The following is a 24,709-nucleotide window of genomic DNA, read 5'->3' on the forward strand; positions in this document are numbered from 1 at the left end:
CCCGCAGCTTTATTTTTGTGAGCGGTGAACTACATATGTCTTATGAGTATGGCACAGATAAAACACGCTAAGTTTCAGATCGGACAGGTCGTTAAACATCGTCTGTTTCCCTTCCGCGGGATCATTTTCGACGTTGATCCTGAATTTGCGAACACGGAAGAATGGTACGAATCCATTCCAGAAGAAACGCGTCCGCACCGCGATCAGCCATTCTATCATTTGCTGGCAGAAAACTCGGAGTCCGAGTATACGGCCTATGTTTCTGAGCAAAATCTTGTGCCAGACTTTAGTGATGAACCTCTGCGTCATCCGCAAATTGGCGAAATGTTTGATAAGCTCGAAAATGGCTCTTATCGCGTCAAGCTTCACGCAAACTGAGACATATAAAAACTGACAAACCAAAAAGGGCGCTTGAAGCGCCCTTTTTTTAATTCTCGCATATAGCGCTGCTTAGTTAGCTGCGCCTTTTGCCTTGGCCTGTTCAGCCTTCATCTTTTCTTCGAATTCCTTCTGGCGCTTTGCAACAGCGTCCTGAAGTTCCTTTTGGCGTTCTTCAAGTTCAGACTGCTTAAGGCCTGGACCAGTAAGCGCTGCCGAGAAACCGGTCAATGCAACAGGAATCGGGTTCTGCTTGTTCTGGTAGTTAACCGAAGTCAGCGTAACCTTGGTGCCCTTCTTAAGAGCATTGATCAGCTCGTCCGAAAGCGGTGCTTCGGCAATGCAGCGATCTGGGAAGCAAATGCCATATTCAAGCTTCGTTGGCTTGGCATTGTCGATCTGAAGACCAACCCCCGCAGGAATCAAGCGACCGATTGGAACGGTAACCTGAAAAATCTTGCGGTTAATCTTACCCTTAATCTCGATGAGGTTGACAGCGGTCAGCAACTGGCCGGAGTCAGCAGTGATAATGTTCTGCGTGTTGCAGATGTCATTGTCTTCCTGCTTCGAGCAAACTTTGAACCAGCCCTGTGGCGGCTGCTGCTGTGCGGCTGCAGGCATCGTCGCAGAAGCAAGCAGGGCGAACGCGCCGGCAAATGCGGATGCGGCAGCGATTGTCTTCGTGCTGGTCATGATCAACAGTTTCCTTCCAAGGCTTTGATCTTCCGGTCTCTGGTTTGAGTCAGCGATAGACCGTCACTGATTTGAAAATGCGGCAACAGCGTGACCTCTGGAATTTATCATCCCAATCCGAGGGCCGTGTTACAACGACTTCACACATGAATCCAGATGGTCGTATGCAATCAAAGAGCAAAATACGACATATTTTTTGTTTTAATCTGCACTGTCACGCGCCAGACACGCTCTTAATCCGCACGAGTTCAACGTTCATGCTAATTTCGCCATACGAATCAAATGTAAGTTCTCACGCTTATTTACAATGAACCAATTAAGTTGAACGAGGACGCGAGAAAGTTGACTGAATTGTTTGCTCTTTTCCGCACCACAGCTTTGGCAAGCCTGATCGGCATTTTTACAGCGTCGGCTCCCACGCATGCAGAAACCAATTCCGCGCCAGATTATGCACTTTCAATGCATGGTGATGTGGCCCTGCCCGCTGACTTCACTCATTTCCCATACGCCAACCCCGATGCACCAAAAGGCGGGACGCTCAGAATGGGCGTTGTTGGCACTTTCGATAGCCTCAATCCATTTGTGCTGAAAAGCATGCGCACGACAGCTCGCGGCTTGTTTGGCGATCAGGACTTTGGCAATCTTGTCTATGAAACGCTTATGCAGCGATCCCGCGATGAGCCCTTCACCCTTTATGGATTACTGGCTGAAAAAGTCGCGATTGATCCGGAGCGCAAATGGGTTGAGTTTACACTAAACCCAAAAGCAAAATGGTCTGATGGCGAGCCTGTCACTGTGGATGATGTGCTCTTCACCTATGACATTCTGACTGAAAAAGGCCGCCCGCCGTTTAACAATCGCATGAGCCGCATCGACAAGATCGAAAAGACCGGTGAACGCTCGGTGCGATTTAACTTTAACGAGCAATCTGATCGTGAATTTCCGATGCTGATTGCCGGGACAATGCCAGTTCTGCCAAAGCACGCAATTGATCCGGCTACCTTTGGCAATTCCACGCTTAAGCCACCGGTTGGCAGCGGGCCGTATATTGTATCGAGCGTACAGCCCGGCCAGCGGATTATCTACAAGCAGAACCCTGACTATTGGGCCAAAGAACTACCTGTTCGTCGGGGCTTCGATAATTTTGATACATTCAGTATCGAATATTATCGCAATGAAACTGCGTTGTTTGAGTCTTTCAAAAAGGGACTTCTTGACGTTTTCATCGAAGCAAACCCAACACGCTGGGAAAAATCCTATAATTTCCCCGCAGTGACACAGGGAAAAATCGTCAAAGAAAACTTTGAAAAAGGCACACCCGCAAACATGCTGGGATTTGTTTTCAACACGCGACGCCCAGTGTTTGAAGATCCACGTGTCAGACAGGCACTCGGACTACTGTTTGATTTCGAATGGGCTAACCGAAATCTTTTTGCCGACCAGTACAAGCGTTTGCAGAGTTTCTGGGAAGGCTCTGAACTGTCGTCCATTGGAAAACCCGCCGATGCGCGAGAGCGTGAACTGCTCGCAGCTTTTCCAAAAGCGGTGCGCCAAGACGTCATGGAAGGCGCTTGGCATCCGTCTACCACCGATGGAACAGGACATGATCGGGGGCCAGCCAAACAAGCTTATGAGCTTCTAACGGAAGCTGGCTTTTCATTCGAGCACGGCAAGGCAATCGACCCATCCGGCAAGCCTTTGCAGTTTGAAATCATGACACGTTCGCCAGATGAAGAAAAAGTAGCGCTGGCCTATAAGCGCAATCTCGCGCGTCTCGGTATTGATGTCGAGATCAGGAGCGCCGACGATGCACAATACCAGCAGCGGCTGCAAACCTTCGACTATGACATGATCCTTGGGGCCTTAACCGGCTCGCTATCTCCCGGCAATGAGCAATGGCAGCGCTGGGGCTCGGCATCGCGTGATGCACAGGGAAGCTTCAACTACCCGGGCGTTGCAGATCCAGCAGTGGATACCATGATCGAAGCCATGCTTGCAGCGCGTGAGCGGGCAGATTTTGTCAGTGCCGTACGCGCACTCGACCGTATTCTGATATCCGGAAATTATTACATTCCACTGTATTATCTGCCTTATCAGTGGGTTGCGCGTTGGGACCAGATCGGTCATCCGGAAAAGACCTCACTCTACGGTTATCAATTGCCGACATGGTGGAAACTCACTCCCTGATACCGGTTGAACGCATTATAATTCACCCTACATTTTAAAAGTAAAATCTATGCAAGCGGGAGCGCTGTAATCCCGCTTGTCGAATGGAGCACCTTATGACCGGAAGAAAAATCACCATCGACGTTGTGTCTGATGTCGTCTGCCCTTGGTGTTTCGTAGGCAAGAAACGACTTGAACAGGCACTTGAATTAGCGCCCGAAGTCGATGCTGAAGTGCGCTGGCGTCCTTATCAGCTCGACCCAGCAATCCCTGCACAAGGCAAGGATCGTCAGGCCTATATGCGCGAAAAGTTTGGTACCGGTTCTAAGATTGACGATATTCACAAGCAGCTTGTGGAGCTAGGCGAAGAAAACGACATCGTTTTTGATTTTGAAGCGATTAGTCGCGCGCCCAACACGCTTGATGCGCATCGCCTAATTCATTGGGCGGCACAGGCTGGCCCAGGATTGCAAGACAAGCTCGTGGGCAGACTGTTCTCACTCTATTTCGAGCAAGGACAGGATATAGGCGATCACGATGTTCTCGTAGATGCCGCTGCAAGCATCGGCATGGAAGCGCCAATCGTTGCTCGCCTTCTGCAAAGCGATGCCGATAAAGATGCGATCCGCGAGGAAATTGACACGGCAAACCGCATCGGCGTGCGTGGCGTACCTTGCTTCATCATCGACCAGAAATATGCAGTTATGGGCGCACAATCAGCTTCGGCATTGGCCGATGCCATCAGACAGACAGCGGAAGGCTTTGAACCTGGCATTTCCGAAGATCGCTGACACCCGAATAAGCAACTAAAAAGCCCGCGCATTCATTGGGATGCGCGGGCTTTTTTCTTTAAAAATCAAGCGAATGCTTACATACTCTCATCAGACACCCGAACCAGAGTCCAGCATGGTTGCTCGGCAAATTCAAATTCCATATATTCGCCATTGTCGGTGCCTTTGATAACGACAATCTTATTGCCGTTCTCGCCATCCTTGTACTCAGCCTGCCGTTTTCTTCCAGCCAGCGTTTCCACATCTGGCATCACCGGCCATTCGACATCCGCAAGCGGAACTTCTGTGCTCACCTTCTTTGGCTCTGGATCAGCTTCCATATCCAGGCTCTCGAAGATGACGGTCTTTGCGGTATTGGCTTCCTGAATCGAAATATCATGGCTGAAAGTTTTGACAAAATTCTCAATCGTCTCAACCTTACAATTGGGCGTCGTCAAAGCGAAAGCCGATTGAGACACAAATACGAGTGCAGCAGCGGTGCAGGAAACGCGCAAAGCATTCTTTAGCATCAAAGTTCTCTCCGTTTAAACTTCAGAGCCGGGGAATGGCTCGGAACCCTCAGTGTTTAATAGCGAACTGTTTAGCTGCCGCTAGCAATCTTTGCCAGCTGTGTCATGATGACAGCCGAGCCATTCAAACGCTTTTCAGGCGTAGCCCAATCGCGAATAAAGACGATGCTCTGATCTGGCCTGATCTTGGCCATTGAGCCGTGTTCGCCGATCATCTTCACCAGTCCAACTGGATTATTGAACGTTTTATTGCGGAACTGAATAACGACGCCCTTTGGACCAGCATCGAGCTTTTCGACATTGGCGCGGCGGCACAAGGCTTTGATATAAACGATCTTGAGTAGATGCTGTACTTCTTCCGGCATTGGACCGAAACGGTCGATCAACTCCGCGCCAAATGCATCAATTTCCTGTGGTTCGGCAAGATCGGCAAGACGACGATACAGTCCCAGACGCAATTGCAGATCCGGCACATAGGCTTCCGGAATCATCACAGCCGTACCTATGGCAATCTGTGGCGACCACTGGCTATCTTCACCTTCAAATGTACCCTTGAGCGTGGCAACGGCTTCTTCCAGCATCTGCTGATAAAGCTCAAAGCCCACTTCCTTGATATGTCCGGATTGCTCCTGCCCCAGCAGATTACCCGCGCCGCGAATGTCCATATCGTGGCTTGCAAGCTGGAAACCTGCGCCAAGCGTATCAAGCGATTGCATCACTTTCAGGCGACGTTCAGCTGTCGTGGTCAGCGTGCGTCCGGCAGGCAACGTAAACAGCGCGAATGCACGCTGTTTCGAGCGACCGACGCGACCGCGAAGCTGATAAAGCTGTGATAGGCCAAACATATCAGCGCGATGCACGATCATCGTGTTGGCCGTCGGAATATCGAGCCCGGATTCCACAATCGTCGTGGACAACAACACGTCATATTGCCCGTCATAAAACGCATTCATGATGTCATCGAGCATACCCGGCGCCATCTGACCATGCGCGACAGCGACTTTCAGCTCTGGAACGTGCTGTTTAAGGAACTCTTCGATCTCGCCCAAATCAGCAACGCGCGGGCAGACATAGAAACTCTGACCACCGCGATAGCGCTCGCGCAGCAGCGTTTCGCGGATCACGAGAGGATCAAACGGAGAAATGAACGTCCGTACAGCCATGCGATCAACCGGCGGCGTAGCAATGAGCGAAAGCTCTCGAACGCCTGTCAGAGCCAGTTGCAATGTGCGCGGTATTGGCGTGGCCGAAAGTGTGAGAACGTGAATATCCGACTTCAACTCCTTGAGCCGTTCCTTATGCTTCACACCAAAATGCTGCTCTTCATCAATGATAAGCAGACCAAGATTTTTGATCTTGATCGAACTTCCAAGCAGTGCGTGGGTTCCGATGACAATATCGACAGTACCGTCTTCCAGCCCCTTTTTGGTGGCTGCAAGCTCCTTAGTGCTAACAAGCCGCGATGCGTGCGCCACATTGACCGGCAGCCCATGGAAGCGCTTGGAAAATGTCTTGAAATGCTGGCGTGACAGCAGCGTTGTTGGGACAACGACCGCCACCTGAAAGCCACTCAAGGCTGCAACAAAAGCCGCGCGCAGTGCCACTTCCGTCTTACCGAAACCAACATCACCACAAATAAGGCGATCCATCGGCTTTCCTGCGCCTAGATCATCCATAATAGCATCGATTGCTCGCTGCTGGTCTTCGGTTTCATCATAAGGGAAACGCGCAGCAAACTCTGCGTAAACTCCTTCTGGCGGAACCATAGCAGGCGCACCACGCATCTGACGTTCGGCGGCAATCTGAATCAGATGGCCAGCAATTTCAAGCAAGCGCTTCTTAAGCTTGGCCTTGCGCATCTGCCATGCGCCGCCGCCAAGCTTGTCTAAAGTTGCTTCTGAGCCTTCCGAGCCAAAGCGAGACAGGAGCTCGATATTTTCAACGGGCAGGAAAAGCCGGTCATCGCCAGCGTAGTGAATTTCAAGACAATCATGCGGAGCACCGGCTGCTGTGATGGTCTTAAGGCCAATGAAGCGTCCGATACCGTGATCGACATGAACGACAAGATCACCAGCTGAGAGCGACGCGACTTCCGAAATGAAATCCTGATCGCGCTTGCGGCGTTTCGAGCGCCGTACAAGACGGTCGCCCAAAATATCCTGCTCGGCCACAACAACCAGATCGCCCGCATCAAAGCCACTTTCAACGGCCAGCACCGCCGCCGTGATCTTGTCACGTGACAACGCCTTGACCATTGAGAGCCGGTCAACCGTCTCGATCTTCTCAAGGCCATGCTCGTCCAGCACCTGCAAAAGACGATCAAGCGAGCCTTCCGACCACGCCGCCACAAGCACTTTTTTGCCTGACGCGCGCAGATCGGCGATGTATTTTACCGCCTGTTCAAATACGTTTACATCGGTTGCAGCGCGCTCCTCAGCAAAGCTGCGGCCTTTATGAACATCCGCGTGAACAATCGTACGACCAGATACTTCAGGCACATCAAATGGCGTCAGGTCTATACGCTGACCGCGGCTTACTGCAATCGCTTCAACATCTTTTGGTGTGAGATAAAGCGCTTCCGGTTTGACTGGCTTATAAGGCACGGCATCACTGCCCGGCTCTTTACCTTCAGCCTGTCTCAACCGAGATTCATAATGGTCGACGACCATCGTGTGACGCTCAGTAAGCGCTTCATGCACCAGATGATCGAAGACCACCGGCATGTCGCCTGCATGGTCAAACACTGTTTCGAGATTGTCGTAGAACAGCGGCAACCAATGTTCCATGCCGGCAAAGCGACGGCCTTCACTGATCGCTTGATAAAGCGCGTCATCACGTTGCGGCGCACCAAACATCGCCACATAATTTTTGCGGAAACGGCTGATCATATCCGGCGAGAGCGAAATTTCGCTCATCGGCTGTAGCACGAACTCCTTGCGTGCGCCGGTAGTGCGCTGCGATGCCGGATCAAAAGCACGGATTGTCTCTAGCGTATCACCAAAGAAATCAAGCCGCAGCGGTTCTTCGGATCCCGGTGCATAAAGATCGAGAATGCCGCCACGAACCGCATATTCACCAATGTCACGCACGGTCGAAACACGTTCGAAACCATTGCGTTCCAGCCGCGCGCTCAGATCATTCATATTGAGCTGATTGCCGGGGCGCGCAGAAATCACCTGCTCGGCGATTGCGGCCTGCGGTGGCAGTTTTTGCAGAATTGCGTTTGCCGTTGTGATGATAACGGCCGGATGCGGCGACGTTTTAAGCGAAGCCAATGCACCCAGTGCAGCTAAGCGACGCGCGCTTGTATCCGCACCCGGCGAAACACGATCATAGGGCAGACAGTCCCAGGCAGGCAGATGGAGAACCGGCAAATCCGGTGAAACGAAATTCAGAACCTGCTCGAGATCGGCAATGCGCTGACCATCACGCACAATATACAAAACAGGCCCGCGTTCACCAATCTCCTCGACCAGTCGCGCAAGACAAAAGGCTTCGAAACCATCGGCAACGCCGTCGATAACGATATTCTTGCCATTTTTAACGCCTGAGCTGGCTTTAAGACCGAGTTTGCTGAATACGGGCATGGGACTTATTCTCAGAATTCTATGCGGTCACGGAATGCGATAATGTCTCGGAACAACGGCGTATCATGCTCTTCAGGCGTAGGGCTTTCGCCTGTTACCCACTTCAAGAGATCGCGATCAAGCACTTCAAGAAGCTGTTCAAACTCTTCAAGTTCAGCATCGGTGAAAGCTGGAAGATACTGATCGGCATATTGCCCAAGGATCAAATCCATCTCGCGCATACCGCGATGCCATGCGCGAAACAGAAGCTTGCGACGCCTTACATCAAGATTTCCTGCCGCAAGTGTGCTGCCAGTCATTGTTTGAGCGCTCCATTAACAAATATGTTGCCGGTATATAGCATCTCAGGCGCAAGTGGGAACCCGTTTCCGCAATAAGAACAAAAATAGTACAAAACTATTTCAAAGGCTTGCACAGAAAAGCAAAGCAGTTAATGCTCCCGCCATGCGCCCGTCTGTCCTTGATCCGTTTTTCGCTTCCGTCCGCTCGCTTTCCGGCATTGGCCCGAAGGTGTCAGCTTTGCTTAGTAAACTTTTGGGCACAGATGTACCCGGTGCTGAGCCTAAAGTGGGCCAGCTTCTGTTTTTGCCGCCGCACAGCGTGATCGACCGACGCAATCGCCCCGGCATCGCTTTTGCACAGGAAGGTGCGATTGTTACGCTCGAAGTTAAGGTCGATCAGCATCAGCCTGCACCGCGCGGGAAAGCCAATGTTCCGCATCGTGTGATCGCGCATGATGATACCGGCGAAATCGTCCTCACCTTTTTCCATGCGCAATTGCCATGGCTTGAAAAGACGTTGCCAGAAGGTGAAACCGTCATCGTTTCAGGCAAGGTCGAATGGTTTAACGGACGCGCTTCAATGGTGCATCCCGATTATATTGCGAGCCTTGAAGATGCAGCCAATCTACCAATGGTCGAGCCGGTCTATCCACTGACGGCCGGGCTTTCTTCCAAAACACTTGGTCGCGCGATGAAAGAAGCGCTGAGCCGCGTTCCGGTTCTGCCTGAATGGATTGATGGGCCGTTGATTGCGCGGGAGCGGTTTTCGCCATTCAAAGATGCTCTCGATACGATGCATCTGCCGGAAGACCCAAGCGATATAGCGCTCGAAAGCATTACGCGCCGCAGACTGGCCTATGACGAGTTTCTGGCAGGCCAACTCGCATTAGCAATGGTGCGCTCCAAAACACGCCGACTTTCCGGCCGTCCGCTGGAAGGCAACGGGCGCATAGCGGCAGAAATTATGCGCCACCTGCCCTATAAGCTGACGAAAGGTCAGGATCAGGCGGTTCGCGAGATCATCACCGACCTCAAATCACCAGAGCGTATGTTGCGGCTTTTGCAAGGCGATGTGGGTTCCGGTAAAACGGTGGTTGGCCTTTTATCAATGGCACATGCCGCAGAGTCCGGCGGGCAATCTGCCCTGATGGCTCCCACAGAAGTTCTGGCACGACAGCATTTTGCAACGATTGCCCCGTTGGCTGAAAAGGTTGGTTTGAAAGTAGCCCTGCTTACTGGTCGCGATAAGGGCAAAGAACGCACTGCCACACTTGAAGGTCTGAAAAGCGGTGAGATAAATATTATCATCGGCACACATGCGCTTTTTCAGGAGAAAGTCGAATATCACGATCTGGTCTTCGTTATCATCGATGAGCAGCATCGCTTTGGTGTGCATCAGCGTTTGATGCTGACAGCTAAAGGCACCGCGCCTGATATGCTGGTTATGACGGCAACGCCGATCCCGCGTACACTTGTTCTGACGGCCTTTGGCGATATGGATGTATCCAAGCTTACAGAAAAGCCCGCCGGGCGTCAGCCGATCACCACCGCAATTCTGCCAATGGAGCGGATGAACGAACTGGTTGAACGTATTCGAAAAGCAATACATGAAGGGCAGAAAATCTACTGGATTTGCCCACTTGTGGAAGAATCCGAACTTGTCGAACTGACTTCTGCCGAAGAACGTTTTGAATCACTGAAGCCCGTCTTCGGTAACAAGATTGGCCTCATTCATGGCCGGATGAGTGGTGCTGAGAAAGACGAAGCTATGCGTGCTTTCAAGCAGGGCGAAACACGCCTTCTTGTTGCTACGACTGTTATTGAGGTTGGCGTCGACGTGCCCGATGCAACCATTATCGTCATCGAACATGCGGAACGCTTCGGCCTCTCGCAATTGCATCAGTTGCGCGGACGTGTCGGGCGTGGCGACAAGCCATCCACATGTCTGCTGCTTTATAAAGGCCCGCTTGGTGAAATCGGACAGGCACGTCTCAAGGTGATGCGCGAAACCGAAGATGGCTTCCGCATTGCTGAAGAAGACCTGAAACTGCGCGGCGAAGGCGAATTGCTCGGCACCCGTCAATCAGGCACTCCAGGCTTCCGGCTTGCTTCGATTGAAGCGCATGGTGACCTTCTGGAAATTTCGCGAAAAGATGCGCGTTATATTCTGGCGAGCGATCCTGATCTTGAAAGCGAACGCGGTCAGGCTTTGCGGGTGCTGCTCTATCTCTTCGGACGCGATGAGGCGATCCGTCTGCTCCGGGCAGGATAACATAATGGCCGCATCGCTGCGGCCATTTTCATTTTACTCTACAGTCACCGATTTCGCTAGATTGCGTGGCTGATCGACGTCAGTCCCCATCAACAATGCTGTGTGATAGGCCAGCATCTGGATTGGCAGAGCATAAACCAGCGGCGTTATGAATTCCGGCACATCTGGCAGAACGATTGTCGCCATCGTATCGATGCTAGCAGATGCAGCACCCTTCTTATCGGTGATGAGAATGATACGACCACCGCGTGCAGCCACTTCCTGCATATTGGAAACGGTCTTCTCATAAAGACGATCAGAAGGTGCAATGACAATAACCGGCATGGTCTCGTCAATGAGCGCAATCGGGCCGTGCTTGAGTTCACCAGCCGCATAGCCTTCAGCGTGGATATAGGAAATTTCCTTGAGCTTCAGCGCGCCTTCCATAGCCAGCGGGAAGGATGTTCCGCGACCAAGATAAAGCACATGATTAACCTTGGAAAGTTCATGGCAGACTGCTGCAATCTGGTCTTCAAGCTTAAGAACCTGATTGATGAAACGCGGAGCTTCAGAAAGCTGACGCACCAGTTCCTGCTCACGCTTGTCATCAATCGCACCGCGTGCTTTTGCAGCAGCAATAACAAGCGATGCCATCGTGGAAAGCTGGCAGGTGAATGCCTTGGTCGATGCAACACCAATTTCAGGGCCAGCAAGCGTTGGGAAAACGGCATCCGATTCACGCGCAATAGTCGAGCCCGTGACATTGACCACAGAAGCAATCTTCAGGCCCTGTGACTTACAATAACGCAGCGAAGCAAGCGTATCAGCCGTTTCACCAGACTGCGAAACGAACATTGCGAGCGAGTCTTTTGAAAGCGGCATTTCGCGATAGCGGAATTCCGAAGCGATATCGCTGTCGACTGGCAAACGTGCGATCTGCTCAAACCAGTATTTTCCAACCGAAGCTGCATAAAACGCTGTGCCGCAGGCAGAAATCGTCAAACGATCAATCTTGCTGAAATCAATACTGACTGCTTCCTGACGCACTTTGCCAGTGGTGAAGTCGAGATAATTGGCGAGCGTATGCGAAATAACTTCCGGCTGCTCGAACATCTCTTTCTGCATGAAGTGGCGATGGTTGCCCTTCGAGACCAGCATATTGGCCGTCTGCGACTTCTGGATTGCGCGCTCAACCTCCACATTGTTCTCGTCATAGACGGTCACGCCCTTGCGGGTCAGCACGGCCCAATCGCCATCTTCGAGATAGGCAATGGTGTCGGTGAACGGCGAGAGCGCGATAGCGTCAGAGCCAAGGAACATTTCGCCGTCGCCATAGCCAACGGCCAATGGTGGTCCCTGACGCGCACCAATCAGGGTTTCTTCGTCGCCTTCAAACAGGAAAGCGAGCGCAAAAGCGCCCTGTAACAAAGGCAGGCAATCGCGCACAGCTTCAACCGGCGATTTGCCCTTATTCAGTTCGCGCGTCACGAGATGCGCAACTGCCTCAGTATCGGTTTCTGTCTCGAACTTGTAACCTTCAGCAGAAAGCATAGCCCGCAGTTCAGCAAAGTTTTCAATGATACCGTTGTGCACAACGGCCAGACGTGACGTGATATGAGGATGCGCATTACGCTCAACCGGTTTACCGTGTGTGGCCCAACGCGTATGGCCGATGCCAATCACGCCAGGAAGCGGCTCACCTGCAAGGCGCTTTTCCAGATTGACCAGTTTGCCTTCCGCGCGACGGCGATCAAGCTTTCCATCCAGCAGCGTAGCAATACCAGCGGAATCATAGCCGCGATATTCAAGCCGCTTCAGCGCATCAACCAGACGCGGTGCAACTTCGTCATTGCCGATGATGCCGATAATTCCACACATAGAGTGCTCCAAATCCAAGATTCACGCATATAGCTGCGATTTAAAACTTATAAAGCAGAACGGCAACCCAAAGGATTGCCGCTATTGTCATCCAATAGTCTTTTATTTCTTCGCCGTTTTAGCCGCTTTGATGGCAGCGTACTTCTCACGCAGCAGCTTTCCACGACCTTCTTTCGTTTCCTGGCGCGCACGACCAAAAGCCAAAGCGTCGGCAGGAACGTCATCTGTGATCGTGCTACCCGAAGCAATATAAGCATTGTTGCCAATTGATACCGGCGCAACAAGCGAGCTATTTGAACCGATAAACGCGTTTTCACCGATCACGGTCTTGTATTTGTTATAGCCATCGTAATTGCAGGTAATCGTGCCTGCACCGATATTGCTCGACGCACCAACCATCGCATCACCAATATAGGTAAGATGGTTGATCTTGGCGCCCTTGCCGACTTCTGCGTTTTTCACTTCGCAGAAATTGCCGACTTTTGACTTTTCACCAAGATTTGCACCCGGACGCAAACGCGCAAACGGCCCAATCTCAGCATTCAAACCGATCTTTGCGCCTTCAATATGCGAAAAAGCATGGATCATCGCGCCCGATGCGACATGAACTTTCGGGCCGAAAAACACATTCGGTTCGATAACAACATCTGCTTCGACCAGCGTGTCATGCGAGAAAAAGACAGTTTCAGGCGCAATCAGCGTCACACCTGCCAGCATCATCTCCTGACGCTTGCGGTTCTGCCAGATGTTTTCCGCAACAGAAAGCTCTGCGCGATTGTTGATGCCAATCACATTATCGACCGGCACTTCAATCGCCACGACGTTCAAACCTTTGCCATGTGCAAGGCCAACGATGTCAGTGAGATAATATTCGCCCTTGGCGTTTTTGTTATCAACCGCATCGAGCAATGCAAGCGCATGATCGCCGCGAACGGCCATCAGTCCGCCATTGCAGAAGCCAATTTTCTTCTGCTCGTCGGTCGCTTCTTTTTCCTCGATGATTGCGGTGAGCTTGCCGCCTTCTTCGATCAAGCGACCATAGCCATGCGAGCTTTCAGGGCGGAATCCGATAACGACAACATCTGCGCCGTCCACAAGCTTATTGCGTGCGGCCTGCAAAGAATGCGCTTCAATCAGCGGCGTATCGCCAAAGACAATCAGCAAATCATCATACCCGCGTTCAATCGCTTCGCGGGCCGCCAGAACAGCGTGCGCCGTACCAAGCCGTTCTTTCTGCTCGAACGCAGAAACAGCATCGGCAACTTTTTCGACAGCTCCGCGCACTTCATCCGCTCCGCGTCCGACAACCAGCGCTACGTCGCTCTTACCGGTTCCCTGCACGGCTTTGACCACATGAGAGACCAGCGGCAGGCCTGCCACCTGATGCAGAACTTTTGGCAGGTTCGACTTCATGCGTGTGCCTTCGCCAGCGGCAAGCACGATGGAAAGGCAGGTACGGTCTGTCATGGTATCGTCCAGAATGATTGATGGCTTCTCTGCTCAATAGCATCAAAGCGTATATGGAAGCTTACAGCGCGTTATCCAAGTCTGCCCAATGCGGGGAAGGTTTCAAGCAGCCAGAACGAGAAAGACTGCATTCCGCCTGTTAAGAAAAGGACACCAGCCGCGATTAAAAGAACGCCCATCGCTTTCTCGACTTTGCCAAGATGCACACGGAAGCGCGACAAAAACCGCATGAATGCGCCAGAAAAAAGAGCGGCAATCAAAAACGGAATACCAAGGCCGAGTGAGTAGACTGCCAGCAGTGCTGCGCCCTCGCCGACGGTACTACTGCCACCTGCTAGAGTGAGGATCGGGCCTAGTACCGGACCGATGCATGGTGTCCAGCCAAAGGCAAAGGCCAGACCCATAACGTATGCGCCCAGCGGCGTTGCAGGTGCGCTGCGTGCCTGAAAGCGCGCTTCTCGCGACAGGAATGAAAAGCGAAGAACACCGAGGAAGTTAAGGCCCATCAGTATAATGACAACGCCTGCAACCATTGCGATTTCCTGCTGCCACATGCGCAGGAATGCACCAATCGATGATGCACCAGCACCAAGCGCAACAAAAACAGTGGTGAAGCCGAGAACAAAGCAAATGGCAGCAAACGCAAGCGAGCGGCGCTGGCTCGGGGCCGCGGCGGCTCGCGCTTCTTTTTCAGCGCGAAAATCTTCAACGCTCACCCCTGCCATATAACAAAGATATGGCGGAACCAGCGGCAAAACACAGGGCGAAAGAAATGACAGTGCACCTGCCCCGGCCGCCGTTAAATAAGAAACACTAAGCACTAAAACCTCTTTATATCAGACCGGATGTTTGTTATCTCAAACATACAAACAGCTCTAGTCATTTGTTTTTGAACAAAGTCCGGCAGGGTTTATAAAAATCTCTCAATTTATCTAAAAACTTTTGTACTCACGCTAATTCATTCAGCCCTATAGACCAACTTCGGCATTAGTTTGAATATTTTCAATGCGGCATCTCGTTCGAACACAAGTTCGCCCTAAATCAGGATCATTTGCCAGATTTTAGATTGCTCCAGACTGGACAACGCTCCGATGAGCTTAATTGACGATGAAGAACCTTCTTTAACACCGCCACCCGCCAAAAGATCTTTCGCGTGGCTAAGACGTTACCAACACTTTCTGTTTCCGATAGCTGGCATCGCAATCGCGCTGCTCGCAATCTATGTTCTTGGTAATCTGCTTCAGAACACGTCGCGTAAAGAAACACTTGATGCATTCCATGAAATGCCATGGACCATCATCGGCCTCGCGGTCCTGTTTACGATGCTCAGCTATGCAGCAGTCGCCCTTTACGACGTCGTTGCAGTGGACACCATTGCCCCAAATCAGATTCCGCGCCGCATTGCTGCCGTCGCGGGTGCTGCAGGCTATGCGATATCTAATGCTATCGGCTTTTCGCTGCTGACGGGCGGTGCACTTCGTTACCGTATTTATGCAGCCGAAGGTATTAGCCTTGCTGACATTGGCAAGATCGTTGGCACTTCATGGTTTGCAATCTGGTTTGCGCTCATCATCATGGTGGGCGCAGCCCTCCTGATTGATCCGCAGGATGTTCCGTGGATTTCGACCATTGATGCCCGTATTGATATCGTCGCGGGAGTTATTATTCTCGCTGGCATCGCCTGGCTGATCTACTGGCTTTCCCATGGACAACGTACGTTGCGCATCGGATCGCTTAGTCTGCGCTTGCCAAATTCAAAGGGCGCGATCACACAAATCCTTGCTGGCCTTGTCGACGTTGGTGCAGCAGCCGCAACGCTTTACGTTCTGATGCCACAGGACGCCGTGCCAAGCTTTGCAGTCTTCTCACTCGTCTATGTGATTGCGATTGTTCTTGGTATTGCGAGCCATGCTCCGGGTGGCCTTGGTGCCTTTGAAGCGACCATCATCGCCGGTTTGGGCATTGGCGATAATCCGCAGGCGATTGCCGGTTTGCTGGCCTATCGGGTCATCTACACGGTCATGCCGCTTGTGGTCTCGACAATTGGCCTGCTCATCTGGGAAGCTATGCGCCGCAGGCAAATGCTTGGGCGGCAAGCCAAGTTTGCCAAGCGCCTTGTCGAGCCGCTGATACCGGGGCTTTCCGCCAGCATCATCTTCCTTGGCGGCATTATACTGCTTGTTTCGGGCGCAACACCCGATATGCGCTATCGCGTCAAAATCTTGTCAGGCGTTGTTCCAGAGTTTTTTGTCGAGACTTCTCACCTTGCGGCAAGTCTTGTTGGCGTCGCTCTGCTCATCGTCGCGCGTGGCTTGTTCAAACGGCTGGAGCGCGCATGGATTGCGGCCATCGTCCTTCTGCTGTTTGGTGCCGTTTTCTCAATTGCAAAAGGTCTCGACTGGGAAGAAGCAAGCATTCTTTGTGTCTTCGCACTTGCTCTATGGGGGTTCCGGGATTCCTTCTATCGGCGTCCGATTTCCGGTCCCTTTGAACTGAGCTGGAGTTGGGTTGCCTCGGTCGGAACGACAGTGATCGTCTCGACATGGCTCGGCTTTTTTGTTTATCGCCATGTCGAATATTCCAACAATCTATGGTGGGATTTCGCGTGGAACGATAACGCGCCGCGCTTTTTGCGCGCAACGGTTCTGGTCTTCGCGGTTGTCGCAGCATTTGGTCTGCACTCCATCATCAACCGTCATAGCCAACGTAAGCGCAAACGCGATTATTCAATCCCCGACGCCGTTCCAACGCTCGTTGCGCAATGCCCGCACACCGATGCGGCACTCGCTATGTTGGGTGACAAGCAATTTTTGTTGGCACCAGATGACAGCGCCTTCATCATGTATGCACAATCCGGTGGAAGTCTGATTGCCTTGGGCGAACCGATAGGCACAGCGCAAAGCGGCAAAGACCTCGCATGGGCATTCCATAGTCTTGCCGACAAAATGGCGCTTCGCACAGTGTTTTACGGAGTTGGTCCGCAAAGCCTACCGCTATTTCTTGATATGGGGCTTGTCGCCCTGAAGCTTGGCGAAGTTGCACGTGTGAACCTTGCAGACTTTTCTCTGGAAGGTCCACGCAGGCAACCTTTCCGTTATGCGGATCGTAAGGTTGAAAAGGACGGCCTGACTTTTGAAGTCATCGACGTAAAAGATGTACCGCCACTTGTGCCACGCCTGCGCGAAATCTCTGACGCATGGCTGGACCATAAGTCTGGCAGCGAAAAAGGTTTCTCGCTAGGCTATTTCGACGATGATTATATGCAGCGTTTCGATGTTGCCGTTATCAAAAAAGACGGTGAAATTGTCGCCTTTGCCAATCTTTGGCGCGGAGCCGACAAATACGAAATCACCGTCGATCTCATGCGTTACATGCCGAACGTGCATAAGTTGCTGATGGACGCACTTTTTGCCAAACTGCTCATGTATAGCAAAGATCAGGGCTACAAATGGTTTAATCTGGGTGCTGCACCACTCTCGGGCCTAAACCGCAGCAGACTGGCTTCACGGTGGAACCGCTTCGGCTCTTTCATCTACCGGCGCGGCGCTGATCTTTATCACTTTGATGGCTTGAAAGCCTTCAAGGAAAAATTCGGTCCCGTCTGGACACCACATTATATGGTCTGTCCCGGCGGACTTGAGACACCGCGTGCGCTTATCGATGCAACAACCCTGATTAACGGCAGCCCTCTGGAGTTTATTCGCAAATGAAGAAGCGACGCATTCTTTTGACAGTCTTCGGATTGGCGCTGCTTGGTGCAGCCGGTGCTTATGCTGCGATGCATTCAGGCAAGATAGCTCGTCATTGGGCACAGTTTTTCAATGCTGACGAGCCGGTAATCCATGCCAGTGCCGAGCGACTTTCAAACATTCCGGTCTATATGCCGAAAGGCGATCCGGTTGGACTTTCCATTTTGCTGAGCGACGAAAACGGCATCGGTGATAATGAACGCAGCTATATGGATGCAATGCTTGCACGCAACATCATCGTGCTTCCGGTAGAACTTGGCCCGTGGCGGGCTGCGCTCGATAAGGAAGACGGCGAGTGCAATTATCTCGACTCAGACTTTGAAGCCATTGCCAAAGAGGCCCTCCGCGGACTGGATCTGGATGTTTATTTCCATCCAGTCGTAACCGGCATTGGACAAGGCGCTACAATCGCTTATGCCGCTGCATCCGACTCTCCAGATGCAACGATTGCTGGGGCAATTGCTCTCGACCCAACCCCTGCAAAAACTCGGCTGCCCTCTTGCACAGAAGAAGCTGAAGCCGTCAAAGCACCGGGCGGTGGCTTCACCTATGAATATGATGCGAAAATGCCTGCATCCACACTTGTAATTGGCCCAACAGGCTCGCCGGTCAACAATCCGTTGGAGGCACGACAGAAGAAAGTAGCCGTGTTGCAATCCGGGCCAGATTTCGCCTCTCGTATGAAGATGGCGGTCGACAATGTGGTTGCCATGGCTGATCAGGATGCCAAAAACGAAGCCTTGCCCATCGTTGACCTGCCAGCTAAAGGCGGAAAAGCTGAAATGGTCGCAGTATTTTACTCAGGTGATGGCGGCTGGCGCGATCTCGACAAATCCATTGGCGAATGGCTGCAAGCGAATGGCGTTCACGTCATCGGCGTCGATTCACTCCGCTACTTCTGGTCAGAACGAACGCCCGAAGAAATTGCGCGTGATACAACCGCAATGATCCAGAAAGCTGATCCGACAAACAAACTACCGGTCACAGTTTTGGGCTACTCGTTCGGTGCGGATACATTCCCCTTCGCCTGGAAATATCTTGACCCAACCATCCAGGACCGCACGAAGATGATTGGCCTATTGGGCGTCGAAACAACGACGACGTTTCAGGTCTCAATCGAAGGCTGGCTTGGAATGGATGGCGACAAAGATGTTGTACCGGCTATCTCAACCATCCCGCTTGATCGTGTTGTCTGTGTCTATGGTGAGGAAGAAGACGATACAGCTTGCACCGCACCAGAACTTAAAGGCGCAGATCTCATGAAACTCGCTGGTGGCCATCACTTCGATGAAAACTATGAACCAATTGCCGCTGATCTTTATCAAAAAATGCGATCACATGCGGGCCTGCCACCACGTCCAGCAAGTTAAATATCGGGGTCCGAAGTCTGACAATGCTTGTTGCTGCTTACCGGGAGGATATTATCGCTTCTCTAAAAGCTCGGTATCGCTTGGCTTCGGATAACCTCCATACCGTTTTATAGAACGCTATCCCGCATTTGTGCCTTTTGCTCCTGAACGCCTCCTTATATTGAGGCGTCACGGACAAACGCTTAATCAAGCAAACGAAGAGAAATCTTCATTTTTTTCAGAAGAAATCCATAACATTTTGGGTGAATGAGATTACCTAACTACCCTGAATCAGGGATTAATTCGTCATAGTTCGATGCCTAATTGATATTATACAATTTTGACTAAGTCGATCCTGAGAGTATGATTAAGCATTCCATTTACAGGGGCAGTTCATTTGAGAGCTTCTGACGTGCCCTCCTAAAACATACGAGTTTTGCCCGTAGCGCTGCATCAATCCAGCATAGCATTTGATAGTTCGACCGAACTGCCATCACACGTTCCCAATTATTTTTTTGCAAAATTATTGCAAATGATTTGCAAAAGCGATTGAAATTAGTCTATTCGTACTTTATGCAAATGATAGTTATTCGCATTAAGGAAAAAGACCGAGTCAAAACCATAACTATCGTGCGCAATATACGATCAACCATTTGCAGGCTTGGCAAATTCCCCGAGGAGAAGGCAATGAACCGTCGCTTAAACCGCAGCTTTTTTTCTATAATATCCATCAGCTTAGGTTTGCTTTTCACATCGGGGGCCGCGTTGGCGGCGGATAAATTCAAAGCCGTTACGACCTTCACGGTCATTGCTGATATAGCTCGGAATGTTGCTGGCGATGCCGCGACGGTTGAATCGATCACGAAGCCTGGTGCTGAGATCCACGAATATCAACCAACCCCCGGCGACCTCATCAAAGCGCAGGGTGCGGACCTCATCCTTTGGAATGGACTCAACCTTGAGCTCTGGTTTGAAAAATTCTTCTCACGCCTCAAGAAGGTTCCAAGTGTGGTGGTGAGCGATGGCGTTGTGCCGATGGGTATCACGGAAGGCCCTTACAGCGGCAAACCCAATCCCCATGCGTGGATGTCCCCGACCTCTGCACTCATTTACGTCGACAATATCCGCGATGCGTTCGTGAAATATGACCCGGACAATGCTGACACCTACAAAGCCAACGCCGAAAAATACAAAGCCGAAATCACTGCGACCATTGATCCAATCAAAGCCGAGTTCACAACGATTCCGACCGACAAACGCTGGCTTGTGACGAGTGAAGGCGCATTCTCCTACCTCGCCCGCGATTTCGACCTGAAAGAGCTTTATCTCTGGCCGATCAATGCCGACCAACAGGGTACTCCGCAGCAAGTACGCAAAGTGATTGATGCTGTTCGCGCCAATAACATCACTGCCGTTTTCTCGGAAAGTACGGTTTCCGCCGCCCCTGCTGAACAGGTCGCGAGGGAAACTGGCGCGAAATATGGTGGCGTCCTCTATGTCGATTCACTTTCTGAAGCGGACGGCCCAGTTCCAACTTATATTGATCTTCTGAAAGTCACTTCGGACACGATCGCCAAAGGCCTCAAACAATGAATGTTCCAATAAACCATCACATTGAGGAACAGGCCGCGCTTAATCAAAGCGCGGCTCAGGGCTTGAGCGTGAAAAATGCGACTGTCACATATCGCAATGGTCACACGGCCTTGCGCAATGCGAGTTTTGAAATACCAACCGGGACGATCACTGCGCTTGTAGGTGTAAACGGATCTGGAAAATCGACCATTTTTAAAGCCATTATGGGCTTTGTTCGCCTTGCGAAGGGCGACATTTTGATTCTCGGCCAACCTGTTAAGCAGGCATTGAAAAAAAACTTGGTCGCTTATGTTCCGCAAAGCGAAGAGGTTGACTGGAATTTCCCTGTTCTGGTCGAAGATGTCGTAATGATGGGGCGCTACGGGCATATGGGCATGATGCGCATTGCACGTCGCGCCGATCACGAAGCGGTTGAAAAATCTTTGAGCCGCGTCAACATGCTCGATTTTCGCAAACGGCAGATCGGCGAACTCTCTGGCGGGCAGAAGAAACGTGTATTTCTCGCTCGCGCATTGGCTCAGGATGCCCAAGTCATCCTCCTTGATGAACCTTTTACCGGGGTGGATGTTAAGACCGAGGAAGCAATTGTAACCCTTCTGCGCGGCCTTCGCGATGAAGGTCGGGTGATGTTGGTTTCGACACATAATCTTGGCAGCGTACCAGAGTTCTGCGACCGCACGGTTCTCGTAAAGAATACCGTGCTTGCCTATGGCCCTACAGAAGAGATTTTCACGCAAGCGAACCTCGAAAAGGCTTTCGGAGGCGTCCTGCGCCACCTCATTCTTGATGAAAAGACCAGTCATAATCGATCAGCTATTGGCGTGATAACAGACGATGAGCGCCCATTTGTGCTTTATGAGCATAAACAGGAAGGACAGAATTAATGTCCGTGCTGCTCGAACCGTTTTCTTATGGATATATGCTCAATGCCATGTGGGTTTCCGCCCTCGTCGGTGGAGTTTGTGCATTTCTGTCAGCCTATCTGATGCTTAAGGGTTGGTCGCTCATTGGTGACGCCCTCTCCCACTCCATCGTACCGGGAGTTGCCGGTGCCTATATGCTGGGCCTGCCCTTTTCTATCGGCGCTTTCTTCTCGGGTGGCTTGGCTGCGGCTGCTATGCTGTTTCTCAATCAGCGCACGAAGCTCAAAGAAGATGCTATTATCGGGCTGATCTTCACGGCCTTCTTCGGCCTTGGTCTGTTCATGATTTCGCTGCGGCCAACCTCAATCAGCATTCAGACAATCGTGCTGGGCAACATTCTGGCGATCACGCCCGGCGATATTCTGCAATTGGCCATCATTGGCTTTGTGTCGCTCGCTCTGCTTTTGCTGAAATGGAAAGACTTGATGGTGGTGTTTTTTGATGAAAGCCATGCACGGTCCATTGGGCTGAAACCAACAGCGCTGAAAATCATGTTCTTCACACTGCTTTCAGCTTCGACAGTTGCTGCAATGCAGACCGTAGGTGCGTTTCTCGTCATCTGCATGGTCGTAACGCCGGGTGCAACCGCCTACCTGCTGACAGACCGCTTTTCACGGCTTTTGTGGATTGCTGTACTCATTGGCGCGCTAACAAGTTTCATCGGTGCATACATCAGCTACTTCATGGACGGTGCCACAGGCGGCATCATTGTTGTGTTGCAGACGCTGGTGTTTCTCACTGTATTTTTTCTAGCACCCAAGCATGGCATGCTCGCAGCACGCAGGCGCGCATCCAAAGCGTTGCAGGAGGTTGAGCTATGAGCTTTCCTGAAATGCTTTTGATGCCATTTCAATTTGATTTCATGGTCTATGCGCTGATTGCTTCGGTGCTTATCGCCATTCCAACTGCCCTGCTCTCCTGTTTTCTGGTGCTCAAGGGTTGGTCGCTAATGGGCGATGCTATCAGCCATGCAGTGCTGCCGGGTGTCGTCATCGCCTATATGGTCGGTCTGCCCTTTGGCATCGGCGCGTTTATTGCAGGTATGGTCTGCGCACTTGCGACCGGATTCCTCAAAGAAAACAGCCGTATCAAACAAGATACCGTCATGGGAATAGTCTTCTCAGGCATGTTTGGGCTAGGGCTTGTGCTTTATGTTTCTGTGCGTGCAGAAGTTCACCTTGATCACATCCTATTTGGAGACATTCTGGGCATCAACACGGGCGATCTTATCGAGACCGCAATTATAGCTGCTCTGACTGCCGGTATTTTGATAGTCAAATGGCGCGACTTTCTGCTTCATGCATTTGATCCGGCGCAAGCACGTGCAGTTGGTTTGCCGGTACGACTTCTGCATTATGGATTGCTCTGCCTGATTTCGCTCACCATTGTCGGTGTGCTGAAAGCCGTTGGAATCATCCTCGCAATCGCCATGCTGATCGCGCCGGGAGCAATTGCATTCCTGCTCACGCGCCGGTTCAGCAGCATGATGATTGTTGCTGTTATTGTTGCGGTGTTCTCGTCGTTCATGGGCGTTTATCTGTCATTCTTCATCGACAGTGCACCAGCACCAACAATCGTTCTGCTCATGACAGCGATCTTCATCGCTGCCTTTCTGTTTTCATCATGGCGCACAGCAAAAGCAGAAGCACTGCATGAGACTGAAAGTGCTTGATTAATTTACCAAGTAAGCTGTCCTTTCGTGTCGGATCAGCTTGCGTGCAGCGTGGGCAGCTTTGCAAAGCTGTCCACGTTTTTGCACAGCTGCGCAGCATCAGTCATATGGCTGTTATAAATCCTCGATAGATAACGACGTCAACAGGCAGCACATAAAAACTGCTCCCGAATTTTCAGCGCATTAAAATTGTTGCTTGTCGAGGTAAAATAAAAATGCTTCAATCCCAATTGCACGGCTGTGCAGAAAAAATAAAACCGGCCGTCGATCCTGGGGAGGATACGCAAATGCCTGCGTTTTTGGAGGTAGCGGATGCGCGCGTTCGCTATGGCAACAATGAGATTCTTAAAGGTGTAGACCTTTCGGTCAAGAAGGGTGAGTTCGTCGCACTGCTCGGATCATCGGGCTGTGGCAAGACCACTTTGCTGCGTGCAATTGCCGGCTTTAATACACCAAGCGAAGGCGCAATCCGCGTCGGCGGTAAAGATGTCACTCGCCTGCCACCTGATAAGCGCGGCATGGCCTTGGTGTTCCAGTCCTATGCGCTCTGGCCACATATGACAGTCGCGCAAAACATCGGATACGGACTGCGCATTCGCGGCACAGCGAAAGATACAATCCGCAGCAAAACTCAGGAAGTTGCTCGCCTTCTAGGGCTTGATGCACTGCTTGATCGTAAGCCAACCGCCCTGTCCGGTGGCCAGCGCCAGCGCGTCGCCCTTGGACGTGCGCTTGCAATTGAACCGGATATATTGCTGCTGGATGAACCGCTATCCAATCTTGATGCACGCATTCGCTTGTCCGTTCGTCACGAAATCAGTGCGTTGCAGCGCCGCTTGGGTATCACTGCTGTGCATGTGACCCATGACCGAGAAGAAGCCATGGTCATGGCTGATCGCATCGTGATCCTCAACAATGGTGAAGTTGCTCAGGCGGGAGCACCTGAAGAAGTCTATAATCATCCAGCATCTGATTTTGTTGCGGCATTTATGGGTGCTGAAAACAACGTTGAATTGCCAATAAGCGTCACGGCTGATCGAATTGAAATTGCAGCCGGACCGCACAACAAAGCAAGCACGATACCAGCCGGTCGTCGCAATCTTTCAGACGGTATCGCCACTGCCCGCTTTCGTAGCGAAGCTGCCAAACTGACCAATCCTGGATCACCCAATTCTGGCACGACACCTGAACTCATTCTGACAGGAACAGTCGATCAAACCAGCTATCCCGGCGGTCTTTGGCGTCACATGGTGAATGTCGGCGGCAAACATCTCTTGGTCGATACGCACGAAAGCCACCAGCCCGGATCTCAGGTTGAAATACGCATTCCAGAGCAGTCACTTTTCCTGTTCGACAAGTGATCTGACCAATAAAAATGGCCTCATATTTTGATGCACACCTGTGCATTTGAATACAAGCCAT

18 protein-coding genes are annotated in these 24,709 nt (G+C 51.5%); 11 read left to right on the forward strand and 7 right to left on the reverse strand.

The features are described 5' to 3' along the window. Positions 1-42 precede the first annotated feature (42 nt). Positions 43-378, forward strand: coding sequence for a heat shock protein HspQ (gene hspQ, locus ACOZHT_RS15370; RefSeq protein WP_339512801.1), 336 nt, complete (start codon positions 43-45; stop codon positions 376-378). A gap of 72 nt (positions 379-450) precedes the next feature. Here the strand turns inward: hspQ and ACOZHT_RS15375 are convergent, their stop codons facing one another. Beyond that, positions 451-1,071 (reverse strand): invasion associated locus B family protein, encoded by a 621-nt coding sequence (locus ACOZHT_RS15375; protein WP_250042387.1) that lies wholly within the window; start codon positions 1,069-1,071, stop codon positions 451-453. Positions 1,072-1,530: 459 nt separating this feature from the next. Here ACOZHT_RS15375 and ACOZHT_RS15380 point away from each other — a divergent pair, with 459 nt between their 5' ends. Beyond that, positions 1,531-3,258, forward strand: coding sequence for an extracellular solute-binding protein (locus ACOZHT_RS15380; RefSeq protein WP_339512874.1), 1,728 nt, complete (start codon positions 1,531-1,533; stop codon positions 3,256-3,258). 95 nt (positions 3,259-3,353) lie between these two features. Beyond that, positions 3,354-4,028, forward strand: a complete 675-nt coding sequence (locus ACOZHT_RS15385) for a DsbA family protein (RefSeq protein WP_339512799.1) — start codon at positions 3,354-3,356, stop codon at positions 4,026-4,028. 77 nt (positions 4,029-4,105) lie between these two features. On the opposite strand, the gene ACOZHT_RS15390 is transcribed toward ACOZHT_RS15385, so the two are convergent. The 3 genes from ACOZHT_RS15390 to ACOZHT_RS15400 all read right to left on the reverse strand — a co-directional run bounded on the left by ACOZHT_RS15390 (position 4,106) and on the right by ACOZHT_RS15400 (position 8,423). Further along, positions 4,106-4,537: a hypothetical protein gene (locus ACOZHT_RS15390; RefSeq protein WP_339512797.1), complete on the reverse strand. Its 432-nt coding sequence runs from the start codon at positions 4,535-4,537 to the stop codon at positions 4,106-4,108. 71 nt (positions 4,538-4,608) lie between these two features. Next, a complete protein-coding gene (gene mfd / locus ACOZHT_RS15395) occupies positions 4,609-8,124 on the reverse strand; it encodes a transcription-repair coupling factor (RefSeq protein WP_421565960.1) in 3,516 nt (1,171 codons plus the stop codon). Positions 8,125-8,135: 11 nt separating this feature from the next. Further along, the gene (locus tag ACOZHT_RS15400; RefSeq protein ID WP_339512793.1) at positions 8,136-8,423 is read right to left on the reverse strand and encodes a succinate dehydrogenase assembly factor 2; all 288 of its coding nucleotides are present in this window, start codon (positions 8,421-8,423) and stop codon (positions 8,136-8,138) included. Positions 8,424-8,568: 145 nt separating this feature from the next. Here ACOZHT_RS15400 and recG point away from each other — a divergent pair, with 145 nt between their 5' ends. Continuing rightward, positions 8,569-10,677, forward strand: coding sequence for an ATP-dependent DNA helicase RecG (gene recG / locus ACOZHT_RS15405; RefSeq protein ID WP_421565961.1), 2,109 nt, complete (start codon positions 8,569-8,571; stop codon positions 10,675-10,677). A 33-nt stretch (positions 10,678-10,710) separates the two neighbouring features. Here recG and glmS read toward each other — a convergent pair whose 3' ends face one another. From glmS to ACOZHT_RS15420, 3 genes are all read right to left on the reverse strand, one after another. Next, complete coding sequence (gene glmS / locus ACOZHT_RS15410) at positions 10,711-12,534, reverse strand: glutamine--fructose-6-phosphate transaminase (isomerizing) (protein WP_339512789.1); 1,824 nt, start codon at positions 12,532-12,534, stop codon at positions 10,711-10,713. A gap of 102 nt (positions 12,535-12,636) precedes the next feature. Then, positions 12,637-14,001, reverse strand: a complete 1,365-nt coding sequence (gene glmU, locus ACOZHT_RS15415) for a bifunctional UDP-N-acetylglucosamine diphosphorylase/glucosamine-1-phosphate N-acetyltransferase GlmU (RefSeq protein ID WP_339512787.1) — start codon at positions 13,999-14,001, stop codon at positions 12,637-12,639. Positions 14,002-14,072: 71 nt separating this feature from the next. Beyond that, positions 14,073-14,822, reverse strand: coding sequence for a cytochrome c biogenesis CcdA family protein (locus ACOZHT_RS15420; RefSeq protein WP_339512785.1), 750 nt, complete (start codon positions 14,820-14,822; stop codon positions 14,073-14,075). A 270-nt stretch (positions 14,823-15,092) separates the two neighbouring features. Between ACOZHT_RS15420 and mprF the strand changes: the two genes are divergently transcribed. The 7 genes from mprF to ACOZHT_RS15455 all read left to right on the forward strand — a co-directional run bounded on the left by mprF (position 15,093) and on the right by ACOZHT_RS15455 (position 24,648). Then, entirely contained in the window at positions 15,093-17,711 is a 2,619-nt protein-coding gene (gene mprF / locus ACOZHT_RS15425) for a bifunctional lysylphosphatidylglycerol flippase/synthetase MprF (protein WP_421565962.1), read from the forward strand. Next, positions 17,708-19,120: a virulence factor family protein gene (locus tag ACOZHT_RS15430; protein ID WP_421565963.1), complete on the forward strand. Its 1,413-nt coding sequence runs from the start codon at positions 17,708-17,710 to the stop codon at positions 19,118-19,120. The genes mprF and ACOZHT_RS15430 overlap by 4 nt, the downstream gene beginning before the upstream one ends. Before the next feature lie 666 nt (positions 19,121-19,786). Next, complete coding sequence (locus ACOZHT_RS15435; protein WP_421565964.1) at positions 19,787-20,692, forward strand: metal ABC transporter substrate-binding protein; 906 nt, start codon at positions 19,787-19,789, stop codon at positions 20,690-20,692. Continuing rightward, positions 20,689-21,576 carry a manganese/iron ABC transporter ATP-binding protein gene (locus ACOZHT_RS15440; protein WP_421565965.1) on the forward strand — a complete coding sequence of 296 codons (888 nt, stop codon included), beginning with the start codon at positions 20,689-20,691 and terminating at the stop codon, positions 21,574-21,576. Before ACOZHT_RS15435 ends, ACOZHT_RS15440 begins: the two co-directional genes overlap by 4 nt. After that, positions 21,576-22,436, forward strand: a complete 861-nt coding sequence (locus ACOZHT_RS15445; protein ID WP_421565966.1) for a metal ABC transporter permease — start codon at positions 21,576-21,578, stop codon at positions 22,434-22,436. Before ACOZHT_RS15440 ends, ACOZHT_RS15445 begins: the two co-directional genes overlap by 1 nt. Beyond that, positions 22,433-23,287 carry a metal ABC transporter permease gene (locus tag ACOZHT_RS15450; protein WP_421565967.1) on the forward strand — a complete coding sequence of 285 codons (855 nt, stop codon included), beginning with the start codon at positions 22,433-22,435 and terminating at the stop codon, positions 23,285-23,287. Before ACOZHT_RS15445 ends, ACOZHT_RS15450 begins: the two co-directional genes overlap by 4 nt. A gap of 287 nt (positions 23,288-23,574) precedes the next feature. Beyond that, positions 23,575-24,648: an ABC transporter ATP-binding protein gene (locus tag ACOZHT_RS15455; RefSeq protein ID WP_339512771.1), complete on the forward strand. Its 1,074-nt coding sequence runs from the start codon at positions 23,575-23,577 to the stop codon at positions 24,646-24,648. The last annotated feature ends 61 nt before the right edge of the window (positions 24,649-24,709 follow it).

This window comes from Ochrobactrum sp. EDr1-4, assembly GCF_049199085.1.
GTDB lineage: Bacteria > Pseudomonadota > Alphaproteobacteria > Rhizobiales > Rhizobiaceae > Brucella.